This window comes from Aldersonia kunmingensis (assembly GCF_001646865.1).
In the GTDB taxonomy this organism is placed as follows: domain Bacteria; phylum Actinomycetota; class Actinomycetes; order Mycobacteriales; family Mycobacteriaceae; genus Aldersonia; species Aldersonia kunmingensis.
Window position 1 is genome coordinate 1 of record NZ_LRRB01000297.1, and the last position, 13227, is coordinate 13227.

Consider the following 13227-nt stretch of genomic DNA (forward strand, 5'->3'; position numbering starts at 1 on the left):
CTGCTGGCCAAGCTCGGCATGGAACGACGCACTCAGGCCGCGGTGTTCGTCTCGAAACTCGGCCGCGATACCCGAGAAAAGTGACGCGAGCCGGATCCGGCGGTGTTCCCGACCGCAGCAAGGGCCTGATGCAGGCAATGCTTGCCGTCACGTCGGGACTCGAACTGGATTCCACGTTGCGGGCGATCGTCGCGGCCGCGGTCGAACTGGTCGACGCCGGGTACGGCGCGCTCGGTGTCCGCGGTGAGGGACACCACCTGGTCGGTTTCGTCTATCAGGGGATCGATGACGTTTCGGCAGAGCGCATCGGCCACCTGCCGGAGGGACGAGGTGTGCTCGGCGTGCTCATCGACGATCCACGCCCGTTGCGGGTCGACGACGTGGCCGAGCATCCAGCGTCAGTCGGCTTCCCCGAGAATCACCCGCCAATGCGGACGTTCCTGGGTGTTCCGGTGCGGGTGCATGACGAGGTCTTCGGAAACCTCTACCTGACCGAGAAGGCCGGTGGGCAAGCCTTCACCGCCGACGACGAGGCACTCGTCGAAGCACTGGCAGCGGCGGCCGGCACTGCGATCGGCAACGCGCGACTCTACGAACAATCCCGCGCGCGGCAGCGCTACATCGAGGCCACGCGGGATATCGGCGCAGAATTGCTGGCCGGAGCGGGGGCATCCGCGGTTCTCGATCGCATCGCCGATCTGGCCAACGAACTGACCGGCGCCGATCGGACGATCCTCGCGTTGCCGGCGGACGCGGACCTGGCCCCGACCGAGGTAGTCGAACTAATTGTCACCGAGTCGAGTGCAGACTCCGAAACCACGAGTCGCGTGCGCCCGATCGAGGCCGGCCGGTTCGCCGCCATCATGGCATCGACCACCGCTGGTCGCCACGACACAATCCCTGCCGAACTCGCGCGCGACCTCGCGGTCGGCAAGGGAGGTCCCGCATTGGTGCTTCCGCTGCGTGCCGCCGACGATATCCACGGTGTGCTGGTAACCCTACGGGCGCCGGATGCGCCGACGTTCGACACCGGTCAGCTCGAGCTGATGGCCGCGTTCGCCGATCAAGCGGCGCTGGCGTTGCAGGCGGCGGCCGCGCAGCAGCGGATGCGGGAGCTCGACGTGCTCAGCGACCGCGACCGGATCGCGCGCGATCTGCACGACCATGTGATCCAGCGGCTCTTTGCGGTCGGATTGTCGTTGCAGGGCACCATTTCTCGTGCCGAGTCGCCCGCAATGCAGCAGCGTCTCTCCACCGCGACCGATGACCTGCAGGAGGTCATCGAGGAGATCCGCACGGCAATTTACGACCTGCACGGTGAGGGCGGCACGACACGCCTCCGGCGTCGGCTCGAGGCGGCGGTGGCGCAGATGACCACCGACAGCGGCATCCGCGCGAACGTCCGCATCACAGGCCCGCTCTCGGTGCTGGGCGCCGAACTCGCCGAGCACGCGCAGGCGGTGGTACGAGAAGCGGTGAGTAATGCGGTGCGCCACGGCCGACCGGCCACGATCACGGTCGAGATCGCCGTGGACGAGGACCTCACCATCACCGTTGCCGACGACGGCGTCGGCATACCCGACAACATCGCGCGCAGCGGCCTCGAGAACCTCGCCGCGCGGGCAACTCGCGTCCAGGGCCAGTTCACGGTTCGCCCGGCGGAATCGGGCGGCACCGTGCTCGTCTGGTCCGCGCCGCTGCTCTAATTGCGAGGCGCACGCTCGCGGCGAGGGCAGGGCCACCTCGGATCGCGCTCGCGGACCGGGTGCGCGGAACACCGACTGCCTTGGTCCCTGCTGCCGGGGACCTATGGCACCTGTCGCGGCGGGGCGGCGAGCCTAGCGTCATGGGTACGGGTTCGCTCCGGGACTCCGGTACCGATGGAGATTTGCGATGAACACCAATTCGCTCATGCCGCCCGCGCCCGACATGATTGCCGGACCGACACCCGAGACGGTGCGCGCTGCCGTGGCGCTGGCCTGCCGCGCTCCGTCGCTGCACAACACCCAGCCATGGAAGTGGGTGTTCGACGGTGTTGTCCTGCACCTCTACAGCGATCCCGCACGCCTGCTCCCCGAAACCGATCCCTTCGGCAGGCAGTTGCTACTCAGCTGTGGTGCGGTACTCGATCACCTGAAAGTCGCACTGGCCGTGCGGGGTTGGCGAGCCCTGGTGGTCCGCTTCCCGGATCCGACCCGCCTGGATCACCTCGCCGCAATCACCTTCACACCGGCCAGGTTCGTCACCATGGCCGAACACTTCCTCGCCGAAGCGATCGAGCGGCGCCGCACCGACCGGTCGCCGCTCAGCCCACCGGCGGACTGGGCCGACTTCGAACCGAGGATCACCGAACTGCTCGAGGACTACGCCGCGACAGCGACGTTCCTGACCCAGGACAGTCGCGGTGATCTCGCGCAGGCGTCCCGAATGACCGCCGCCCGGCGCCGGTACGACTCCATGTACCGCGCCGAACTGCGTTGGTGGACAGGCCACTCGACACAGGTCGACGGCGTGCCCGCGAGTGTCCTTGCCACTTCCGGCGACTCCGCGCGGGTACCGCTGGGTCGCACCTTCCCCGCCGGCCAAACGATCTCTGCAGAGTCCGCACCCGAAATCGACGCCTCGGCACTGGTTGTCCTCGGCACCGAGGGTGACCACCCACTTGACTGCCTGCGATGTGGCGAAGCGCTGTCCGCGGTGCTGCTCGAGGCAACAGTCGCGGGCTACGCGACCTGCACCCTGACGCATCTGACGGAACTGCCGGCCAGCCGGGCGGTCGTCGCACAACTCGCACCCGAATGCGGCGTGCCGCAAGTGGTCATCCGGGTCGGCGCCGCAGCGAATGAACCGTCCGACCGGCCTCGGACCGCGCGTCGCGACGTCGACTCCGTGTTCGCGATGCGTCCACAGACCGCCCGCGCGTACTAAGTGACCGAGTGCCTCACGAAGCCCCGAGGAGGCGAAGCAAAGCCGTCGTCACCGCAGCAGCGATCACGACCAACGCGAACGGCACTCGCCGCCATGCGAGAACTCCCGCCAACGAAAACTCCGGCCGGGCGGGCGAACCCCGCGAAGCCGTCGCCCTCGGTGAAGGTCGCGACCCTGAACAGTGCGGTGAGCAGCGCGATGTCGCGTGCGACTCGGCGGTCGAGCCCCCGCCACGGCGCCTGCATGAGTTCATCGTGCCGCTGCGCTACCGAGGCAGTCGGCGTTTGCCGCACACGAGCAGACACGATGGGCGACGATCGGGACCGTGACCACGACGATCGTCCTCGTAGTCGCCGCGGTCGTCGTCGCGGCGATCGCAGTCGTTGCCTGGTCACGCACGCGGCGAGTTTTCGCCACACCCGCGCAGCGAGCGGTGCATGCTGCGCTGCACACGGCTTCGCTCGCGGCACAACCCCTGCGGCGGGGGCTCGACACCGTGTCGGCCGGTGACGCAGCACCACATCTGCAGGAGCTGACCGGCGGCGAGGCCATCGGAATCGCCGATCGTGACGGCGTTGTGCTTGCATGGTCCGGGCCGCACCGGGAACTGGCCGAAGAATTCGCGGTCACCGCGCGGCGGGCGGCCGAGGCGAACCGACGCATCCTGGTGACCGTGCCTTCGAGCGCGGATCGTGGCCCCCGGTCGCTGGTTGCGCAGCCACTTGTCACGGCCGGACTGGGCGTGATCGGCGTACTCGGCGTACTGACCGGCAGCGAACCCGATCCGGGCATGCTCGGCGCAATCGCCGATGTCGCGCGCTACTCTTCCGGGCAGGTCGAACTCGCCGAGCTCGACGCCTCGCGGGCCCGACTCGACCGCGCCGAAGTGCTGGCGTTGCGAGCGCAGATCAGCCCGCATTTCATCTACAACGCGCTCGGCACGATCGCGTCGTTCGTGCGCACCGACCCTGACCGTGCGCGGGAGCTGATCCTGGAGTTCGCGGACTTCACCCGTTACTCCTTCCGTGCCGCCGGTGAGTACACGACGCTGGCGGATGAATTGCGCAATATCGACCGTTACCTGACGCTGGAGCGCGCGCGGTTCGGTGACGCGCTGCAGGTGAAGCTGCAGGTGGCCCCGGAGGTGCTCAACGTCGTGTTGCCGTTCCTCGCGTTGCAGCCGCTGGTGGAGAACGCGGTGCGGCACGGCATTGCCGGAAAGCCGGGTGGTGGTTCGGTGAGCGTTGTCGCCTCGGATGAAGGCACCGACTGCCTGATCGCCGTCGAAGACGACGGCATCGGGATGGACCCCACCCTGTTGACCTCCGGCGCTCTCGATGCCGTGACCGGCCGCGCAAACGGCGGTGACCGCCCAAACGGCGGTGCCGAAGCAGCCCATGTCGGGCTCGCCAATGTCGACGACCGATTACGTGCCGCGTTCGGCAACGACTACGGCCTCGTCGTGGAAACCGCCCCCGGCGCTGGCACGAAGGTGATCATGCGCGTCCCGAAGTTCCGGCCCGGAATTCGCGCGTGACGACGCTCGGTTGCCTCTCTCTAGATGGGCCGAATCGGGCACGCCCGTGGCAATATTGACCCGCAGTGAGCCCTTCCACCGAAACCCCGCGCGGCACCCCGCTCACCGTCCTGGCCGTGGACGACGAGCGGCCAGCATTGGATGAACTCGCCTATCTGCTGGGGCGCAACGATCACATCGGGCACGTCCATACCGCACAGGATGCGACCACGGCGCTACGTCTGCTGCGTGCCCACACAATCGAGGCGGTCTTCCTCGACATCAACATGCCCGGGCTCGACGGTCTCGAACTTGCCGGGGTGCTCTCGGAGTTCGCGCAGCGGCCGGCGATCGTGTTCGTCACGGCGCACGACGATCGCGCCGTGGCCGCATTCGATCTCGGCGCGGTCGACTACCTACTGAAGCCCATTCGGGAGGAGCGGCTCGCCGAATCGGTCCGCCGAGTCGTCGAAGCGCGCGCGACCGTGCCGACCCCCGCGGCAGCGCAGTCCCCGGAACAGGACGAGGTGATTCCGGTCGACCTCGGCGGGGTGACCACGATGGTGGCGCGATCAAGCATCGGTTGGGTGGAGGCCGAGGGCGACTATGCCCGGCTGCACACCAGTGGGGGCGCCCATCTCGTTCGAATTCCGTTGTCCACCTTGGCCGAGCGCTGGAGCGATGCCGGTTTCCTGCGGGTGCACCGGTCCTATCTGGTAGCGATGGGTCTTGTCACCGGGATCCGTTCGGTCGGTTCGGGGGTGGCGGTATCGCTGCGCGCCAACGGCGAATCGCCCGCGGTCGAACTACCGGTCAGCCGGCGGCACACCCGTGACCTGAAGGACCGCCTGGTGCGTGCGCCGCGGCAGCGAGGCACTCCGTGACTACCCCGGGTGGCCGGCCGGCACGGCAGCGGGTGGTGTTGTCCGAGCGCCGAGGCGCGCGGATGGTCCGCACCCGGGTTGAGGTGCAGGAGCAGACCGCGGTGGGCGAGGCACTGATCCGGGGGCTCATGCGCGCGCAGCTGGGCCTCGCGATCCGGGTCATGGTGCTCACCGTTGTTGCGCTCGGCGCAATACCCCTCCTGTGCTTCGCTTTTCCCGCGATCGGTGAATTCTCCGTGTGGGGTGTGCGGCTGCCATGGCTGATCCTCGGTGCCCTCGTGTATCCCGCGTTGTTCCTGGTCGGCCGGGTGTACGTGCGTCACGCCGAGCGCAACGAGCAACAGTTCACCGATCTGCTCGACGACTGAGCGGAGAAGGGTCGTGACCACCGATTTCACCGCGATGACTGTCCTTGGCCTGTCGTTCGCGGCGCTCGCGACCGTGGCGATCGGGGTCTACGGGGTCCGCTTGGCCCGTACTACCTCGGACTTCCTGGTCGCCTCGCGTAGTGTCGGCCCACGCTGGAACGCCGCCGCTATTTCGGGTGAATACCTTTCCGCCGCATCATTTCTCGGAGTGGCGGGGCTTATCGCGAAGTACGGTGCCGACGCCCTGTGGTACCCGATCGGATTCACTGTCGGCTATCTCGGTCTGCTGCTTTTCGTCGCGGCGCCGCTGCGCCGGTCCGGGGCCTACACCGTGCCCGACTTCGCCGAGTTCAGGCTGGGCGCCCGCTGGCTGCGCACGCTCGCCATGATCGTGGTGGCAGTGATCTGCACGCTCTACCTGGTGCCGCAGTTCCAGGGCGCCGGCCTCACCCTGCAGACTCTGCTCGGTGTGCCCAGTTGGGTTGGCGCGGTGGTGGTGTGCGCGATCGTGGTGGCGAATGTCGCGGGTGGCGGCATGCGTTCGATCACCTTCGTGCAGGCCTTCCAGTACTGGCTCAAGCTGACCGCGGTCGCAATCCCTGCGCTCGTGCTGTGCGCGCATTTCGCCGGCTCGGGCGGCGCGCTGGGCAGCGAGGCGCCGCCGACCGTGGACCAACGCACGACGATCGACATCACCACCGATGTCGTGGTTCAGGTGCCGCTCGAGGAACGCGCCACCGTGACCGGAACGGTCGACGGCCGTGCGGTGGACGGTGCCGTGATCCTCTCCCCTGGCGAACACGAACTCGGCAGCGGGAGCGTGCTGGTTCTCGATGCGGGTGCTGCGGTGCCGATCGTGTCCGGGGCACCCGCGGATGGTCGCGAATGGTTGCAGCCCGGTGGTGGGTTCGGCGGCGATCATCCGCTGTACCAGGTGTATTCGCTGATCATCGCGACATTCCTTGGCACGATGGGACTGCCGCATGTCCTTGTCCGCTTCTACACCAACCCGGACGGCCGAGCCGCGCGCGCGACCTCGCTGGCGGTGATCGGACTGCTCGGCGTGTTCTACCTGTTCCCGACCCTGCTTGGCGTCTTCTCCCGGCTGTACGTGCCGGAGTTGCTGATCACCGGCACCTCGGACGCGGCGGTTTTGTTGGTGCCCGGCGCGGTGCTGAGTGGCTGGACCGGACAACTGATTGCCGCGCTCGTCGCCGCCGGGGCGATCGCTGCCTTCCTTTCGACCTCGTCCGGGCTGGTGGTGAGCATCGCGGGCGTGGTGTCCACCGACGTTCTTCGCGGGCGGGTGCGAGACTTCCGGCTCGCCGCGGTACTTGCCGGTGCGGTCCCGCTGGTGCTGTCGCTCGCGGCGGCGCAAGCCGACCTGTCCCGCACGGTCGGGCTTGTGTTTGCCGTCGCCGCCTCGACGTTGTGTCCGCTGCTGGTGCTCGGAATCTGGTGGCGCGGATTGACCGCGGTGGGCGCGGCGGCCGGACTGGTGGCGGGCGGTGTCAGTGCCACGGCGGCGGCCACGATCGCCGTCCTCGGCGGTCTCGACCACGGTGGAATTACCGGCTGGCCAGGCGCAATCCTCGGCTACCCGGCGGCGGTGACCGTCCCGCTCGCATTCGCGGTGATGATCGTGGTGAGTCACCTGACCCGTGCGCAGGTGCCGGGCGATATCGCGCGCATCCTTACCCGCCTGCATGCTCCGGAACGCACGGGTATGGGCATCGACCGGGTCGCCGATCTCGGCGACGTACCGCGACGCGAGCCCTGACCCGCCTACCGTTCGTCGCACGGAATCGACCGTTCGGCGCACAATGCTCCTCTTCGGCGCGTGACCCCGACCGCACCATTCTGTTGTGACCTGGGTCTCCCTATCGTTCGAGGCGACAAATCCTCTCCGTCGCCCTAGGAGCATTCATGCCCGGCACCGACATAGATACGGACGCGGGGCGCGAACACACGCCCGACGCCCAGGCCTTTCTCGACATGCAGGCAAGTCCGGAGTTCCAGGATCTGCGACACCGGCTGCGCCGCTTCATCTTTCCGATGACCGCGTTCTTCCTGATCTGGTACTTCGTTTACGTGTTGCTCGGGGCGTACGCACACGACTTCATGGCTACCAAGGTGGTCGGCAATATCAATCTCGGCCTGCTGCTCGGCCTGCTGCAGTTCGTCTCGACGTTCGTCATCACCGGCCTGTACGTGCGCTTCGCCAACCGTGAACTCGACCCGCGTGCGGCGGCGATTCGCGACGAGCTCGAGGGAGCCCAGCAGTGACCACCTCATACCTCGCTGCCGAAGTCGGCAGTCCGGCCGCCAACATCACGATCTTCGGCATCTTTGTCGCGGTGACGCTGGTCGTGGTGATCCGGGCGAGCCGCAACAACAAGACCGCGGCGGACTACTTCACCGGTGGTCGCGGCTTCTCCGGGCCGCAGAACGGCATCGCGATCGCTGGTGACTACCTGTCGGCCGCGAGCTTCCTCGGTATTGCCGGCGCGATCGCGGTCTACGGCTACGACGGGTTCCTGTACTCGATCGGCTTCCTGGTCGCGTGGCTCGTCGCGTTACTGCTGGTGGCCGAACTGCTGCGCAACACGGGCAAGTTCACCATGGCCGACGTACTGAGCTTCCGGTTGAAGCAACGCCCGGTACGCATGGCCGCCGCGATCTCGACGCTGACGGTTTCGCTGTTCTACCTGCTCGCCCAGATGGCCGGCGCCGGCGGACTCGTCGCGCTGCTCCTCGACATCGAAGGCCGCACGGGCCAGTCGATCGTGATCGCGATCGTCGGCGCGCTGATGATCCTCTACGTCCTCATCGGCGGCATGAAAGGCACCACCTGGGTGCAGATCATCAAGGCCGTGCTGCTCATCGCGGGCGCCGCGTTCATGACCGTGATGGTGCTGGCGAAGTTCGGCTTCAACCTCTCCGACATCCTCGGCTCGGCGCAGGAAGCGGTTTCCGGTTCGTCCAGCGAGGCCGTCGCCGGCCGCGACGTGCTTGCGCCGGGCGCTCAGTACGGCGGCAGCGCCACCTCGCAGATCAACTTCGTCTCGCTCGGTATCGCCCTGGTGCTCGGCACCGCCGGTCTGCCACATGTGCTGATGCGCTTCTACACGGTGCCTACCGCGAAGGAAGCCCGTCGCTCGGTGGTCTGGGCGATCGGCCTGATCGGCGCGTTCTACCTGTTCACCCTGGTGCTCGGCTATGGCGCCGCCGCGATCGTCGGCCCGGACAAGATCCTGGCCTCCGCCGGCGGACAGAACTCGGCGGCGCCGCTGCTCGCGTTCGAACTCGGCGGTGTCCTGCTGCTCGGCATCATCTCCGCGGTGGCGTTCGCGACGATCCTCGCCGTGGTCGCCGGCCTCACGATCACCGCTTCGGCGTCGTTCGCGCACGACATCTACGCCAGCGTGATCAAGCGCGGCAAGGCAGACGAGTTCGAGCAAGTGCGGGTCTCGCGGATCACCGCCGTGGTCATCGGTGTGCTCGCGATCGGGCTCGGCATCCTCGCGAACGGCCAGAACATCGCGTTCCTCGTCGCGCTGGCGTTCGCGGTGGCTGCGTCGGCGAACCTCCCGACGATCCTGTACTCGCTGTTCTGGAAGCGCTTCAACACCCAGGGCGCGCTGTGGAGCATGTACGGCGGCCTGATCAGCACCATCGTGTTGATCGTGTTCTCCCCCGCCGTCTCGGGAACGAAGACCTCGATGATCCCCGGTTCGGACTTCTCCTGGTTCCCGCTGTCCAACCCGGGCATCGTGTCGATCCCACTGGCGTTCGCGCTGGGCATCCTCGGCACGCTGCTGTCGAAGGATCGTGGAAACGACGCCAAGAACGCCGAAATGGAGGTGCGTTCACTCACGGGAGTCGGCGCCGAAAAGGCGGTGGTGCACTGACCGGGTAGTTCGAAAACTCTGCCCGATCGGGCAGTCGTCGTGCCGGTCGCCCGTGGATACGCTTCCGCGGAACCACGAAAGTGAGCGACCGGCACGCCTTGTTTCCGCCACAGGCCAGTCCCGCCGGACCCAGAAGGAAGATTCATGACCGTGACGAATACGACTGATACGAAAAAGGATTCCGGGGTCTACCCGCCGAGCCCACAGTTCGCGGCCACGGCGAACACGGACGCCGCCATCTACGAGAAGGCGTGGTCGGACCGACTGGCATTCTGGGCCGAGCAGGCCGACCGGCTGCAGTGGGACAAGCCGTACGGGCAGGTACTCGATTGGGATACTGAGGAATTCGTCGCCAACTGGTTCGTCGACGGCAAGTTGAACGTCGCGGTGAACTGCGTGGACCGCCATGTCGCCGCCGGCAACGGCGACCGCGTGGCCATCCATTGGGAGGGTGAGCCGGGCGATTCCCGCTCGATCACGTACGCGCAGTTGCTCGCCGACGTTTCCCGGGCTGCGAACTACTTCACCGAACTCGGCCTGAGCGCCGGTGACCGGGTGGCGATCTACATGCCGATGGTGCCCGAGGCGATCGTGACGATGCTGGCCTGCGCCCGGCTCGGACTGATGCACTCGGTCGTGTTCGCCGGCTTCTCCTCGGCGGCACTGCGTGCCCGTATCGACGATGCGTCGGCCAAGCTCGTCGTCACCACGGACGGCCAGTACCGGCGCGGCCAGGCGGCGCCGCTCAAGGGCGCGGTCGACGAGGCCCTCGGGGGCGAGACGCCGAACGAAACCGTCGACCACGTGCTGGTCGTGCGGCGCTGTGGCATCGACGTGGACTGGACCGACGGGCGCGACCTGTGGTGGGACGAGACAGTTGTGGCGGCGTCACCGGAACACGCTCCCGCGGCCTTCGATTCCGAGCAGCCACTGTTCGTGCTGTACACGTCGGGCACGACCGGTAAGCCGAAGGGCATCGTGCACACCAGCGGTGGCTACCTCACCCAAACCGCGTACACACACCACTACGTCTTCGACCACAAGCCGGGCAAGGACGTGTACTGGTGCACCGCCGATATCGGCTGGGTGACCGGACACTCCTACATCGTCTACGGCCCGCTGGCCAACGGCGCAACGCAGGTCGTCTACGAGGGAACACCGAACTCGCCGAACGAGCACCGGCACTTCGAAATCATCGAAAAGTACGGCGTCAGCATCTACTACACCGCTCCCACGCTGGTCCGGACGTTCATGAAGTGGGGCCGTGCGATCCCCGACGCTCACGACCTGTCGTCGATCCGGCTGCTCGGCAGTGTCGGCGAACCGATCAACCCGGAGGCGTGGCGCTGGTTCCGTGAGGTGCTCGGCCGCGGTGAGGTGCCGATTGTCGACACCTGGTGGCAGACCGAGACCGGCGCCATCATGATCGCGCCGCTACCGGGTGTGACCGCGGCCAAGCCGGGTGCCGCGATGACGCCGCTACCCGGTATCTCGGCGAACATCGTCGACGACGAGGCAAACCCGGTCCCCCGCGGTGGCGCGGAGGCCAGCGGATATCTCGTGCTCGACCAGCCCTGGCCGTCGATGCTGCGTGGGATTTGGGGTGATATGGAGCGCTACCGCGAAACCTACTGGTCGCGATATGCGGATCGAGGCTGGTACTTCGCCGGTGACGGCGCCCGCTACGACGCCGACGGCGATCTTTGGGTGCTGGGCCGAGTCGACGACGTCATGAACGTCTCCGGGCACCGCATCTCCACCGCCGAGGTCGAATCCGCGCTCGTCGGGCACACCGCGGTCGCGGAGGCCGCGGTCGTCGGTGCTGCGGACGAGACCACCGGGCAGGGCATCGTGGCGTTCGTCATCCTCAAGTCGGGCGCGAGCGGAGGCGACGACGTGGTTGCCGAACTCAAGGCCGAGGTGGCCCGGGAGATCTCGCCGATCGCCAAGCCGCGCGAGGTCAAGATCGTGCCCGAACTGCCAAAAACGCGGTCCGGCAAGATCATGCGGCGGCTGCTGCGCGATATCGCCGAGGGCCGCGAACTCGGCGACACGTCGACACTTGTCGACCCGAAGGTGTTCGACGCGATCAAGGGTTAACTGCCAATTCGCCCTGATTCGCTGATCTTGGACCCCGTCCGCAGATAGCATTTTGGCTGCTGAAGCGTTCACCTCGGAAGGAACGCACCATGACAGCAGTCAGCCCGGATCGAGACGAAACCGCACCCCTCGCGGAGGGCCCGCCGGCAGATGTCCTTGTCATTTTCGGCATCACCGGCAACCTCGCCAAGGTGATGACGTTCCTGTCGCTGTACCGGCTCGAACGCAACGGGCTGCTCGACTGCCCGATCCTCGGTGTCGCCGCCGAGGATTGGACGGTCGAGCAGTTGCGCAATCGAGCTCGCGAGTCGATCGAGACTGCGGGCGGCGAGCCGGTAGACGAGGACGTTTTCAATCGCCTCGCGTCCCGGTTCAGCTATATCGGCGGCGACTTCTCATCGGCCGACACGTTCTCGGCCGTCGGTAAGGCCATCGACGGCAAGCAGCAGCCCGTCTTCTACCTCGAGATTCCGCCGGGCCTGTTCGCCATGGTGATCAAGGGGCTCTCCGAAGCCGGATTGACCACAACGGCACGCCTCGTCGTGGAGAAGCCGTTCGGCCACGACCTCGAATCGGCCAAGGCACTTGCCGCCGATCTGCACAAGTACGTGAACGAATCGCAGCTGTACCGGATCGACCACTTCCTTGGGAAGAAGGGCTTTTCCGAGACGCTGTATCTGCGGTTCGCGAACGCGATCTTCGAACCGATCTGGAACCGGCAGTACGTATCGTCGGTGCAGATCACGATGGCCGAGCAATTCGATGTCGCCGATCGCGGGCGGTTTTACGAACCTGTCGGTGCACTGCGGGATGTGGTGGTCAACCACATGATGCAGCTCGTGGCCGCTGCCGCCATGGAGGCACCATCCGCGCCGTCGGCGGCGGCATTGAAGGACGCGATGGTGAACGTCTACCGCGCGATGCCGCCTGCCGACCCCGCCAACTACGTGCGCGGGCAGTACGAGGGCTACCGCGACGTCGACGGGGTGGCGCCGGACTCGAACACCGAGACATTCGTGGCGCTGCGCCTCGAAGTGGACAACTGGCGCTGGTCCGGCGTGCCGTTCTACCTGCGCACCGGCAAATGCCTACCGGAACGGCAGACCGAATTGCGACTGGTGTTCCGGCAACCGCCGCGGGTGTGGATCTTCGACGAACACCGGCCCGAACCGGCGCAGCTCATCATCCGCCTCGACCCGCACACCGGGATCCGGATCCTCGCCGAGGCGCAGCGCGGAGACAGCCGGCAACCCGAGCCGATCACGATGGACATGCAGTTCAAGGACGAGGGCGGCGAGGGACCAACCCCGTACGAGGTGCTGCTGCACGCCGCGATGGTCGGCGACAGTGGCCGCTTCACCAGGCAGGACAGCGTCGAGGAATGCTGGCGGGTGATGCAGCCACTGCTCGATGCGCCGCCACCGGTGCAGCCGTACAAACAGGGCACCTGGGGACCGGCGAGTAGCAACGACCTGATGACCGACCCGATTCATTGGCACGAGCCTTGGTTGCCGTCGTGA

Annotated in this window: 10 protein-coding genes and 1 pseudogene; all 11 read left to right on the forward strand. The window is 67.0% G+C overall.

The genetic code is table 11. The features are described from left to right. Positions 1-84, forward strand: a pseudogene (locus tag A8G08_RS27310) (DNA-binding response regulator); the annotation flags it as partial. A 44-nt stretch (positions 85-128) separates the two neighbouring features. After that, a complete protein-coding gene (locus A8G08_RS23715) occupies positions 129-1706 on the forward strand; it encodes a GAF domain-containing sensor histidine kinase (RefSeq protein ID WP_084436807.1) in 1578 nt (525 codons plus the stop codon). A gap of 187 nt (positions 1707-1893) precedes the next feature. Next, the gene (locus tag A8G08_RS23720; RefSeq protein ID WP_187344518.1) at positions 1894-2928 is read left to right on the forward strand and encodes an Acg family FMN-binding oxidoreductase; all 1035 of its coding nucleotides are present in this window, start codon (positions 1894-1896) and stop codon (positions 2926-2928) included. Positions 2929-3253: 325 nt separating this feature from the next. Next, entirely contained in the window at positions 3254-4465 is a 1212-nt protein-coding gene (locus A8G08_RS23730; protein WP_084436796.1) for a sensor histidine kinase, read from the forward strand. A 65-nt stretch (positions 4466-4530) separates the two neighbouring features. Continuing rightward, a complete protein-coding gene (locus tag A8G08_RS23735) occupies positions 4531-5328 on the forward strand; it encodes a LytR/AlgR family response regulator transcription factor (RefSeq protein ID WP_068279698.1) in 798 nt (265 codons plus the stop codon). Then, positions 5325-5696, forward strand: a complete 372-nt coding sequence (locus A8G08_RS23740) for a hypothetical protein (RefSeq protein WP_084436798.1) — start codon at positions 5325-5327, stop codon at positions 5694-5696. Before A8G08_RS23735 ends, A8G08_RS23740 begins: the two co-directional genes overlap by 4 nt. Positions 5697-5730: 34 nt before the next feature. After that, positions 5731-7476 (forward strand): sodium/solute symporter, encoded by a 1746-nt coding sequence (locus A8G08_RS23745; protein ID WP_068279746.1) that lies wholly within the window; start codon positions 5731-5733, stop codon positions 7474-7476. A 146-nt stretch (positions 7477-7622) separates the two neighbouring features. Then, positions 7623-7982, forward strand: coding sequence for a DUF485 domain-containing protein (locus A8G08_RS23750; RefSeq protein WP_068279705.1), 360 nt, complete (start codon positions 7623-7625; stop codon positions 7980-7982). Then, entirely contained in the window at positions 7979-9607 is a 1629-nt protein-coding gene (locus A8G08_RS23755; protein ID WP_068279708.1) for a solute symporter family protein, read from the forward strand. The genes A8G08_RS23750 and A8G08_RS23755 overlap by 4 nt, the downstream gene beginning before the upstream one ends. Positions 9608-9751: 144 nt before the next feature. After that, complete coding sequence (acs, locus tag A8G08_RS23760; protein WP_068279710.1) at positions 9752-11707, forward strand: acetate--CoA ligase; 1956 nt, start codon at positions 9752-9754, stop codon at positions 11705-11707. An 89-nt stretch (positions 11708-11796) separates the two neighbouring features. Next, positions 11797-13227: a glucose-6-phosphate dehydrogenase gene (zwf, locus tag A8G08_RS23765; protein WP_068279713.1), complete on the forward strand. Its 1431-nt coding sequence runs from the start codon at positions 11797-11799 to the stop codon at positions 13225-13227.

Bases quoted from the DNA above. Each gene is read 5' to 3' on its own strand.
- A8G08_RS23750 (WP_068279705.1), top strand. From the start codon at position 7,623: ATGCCCGGCACCGACATAGATACGGACGCGGGGCGCGAACACACGCCC.
- A8G08_RS23720 (WP_187344518.1), top strand. From the start codon at position 1,894: ATGAACACCAATTCGCTCATGCCGCCCGCGCCCGACATGATTGCCGGA.
- A8G08_RS23745 (WP_068279746.1), top strand. From the start codon at position 5,731: ATGACTGTCCTTGGCCTGTCGTTCGCGGCGCTCGCGACCGTGGCGATC.
- A8G08_RS23715 (WP_084436807.1), top strand. From the start codon at position 129: ATGCAGGCAATGCTTGCCGTCACGTCGGGACTCGAACTGGATTCCACG.
- zwf (WP_068279713.1), top strand. From the start codon at position 11,797: ATGACAGCAGTCAGCCCGGATCGAGACGAAACCGCACCCCTCGCGGAG.
- acs (WP_068279710.1), top strand. From the start codon at position 9,752: ATGACCGTGACGAATACGACTGATACGAAAAAGGATTCCGGGGTCTAC.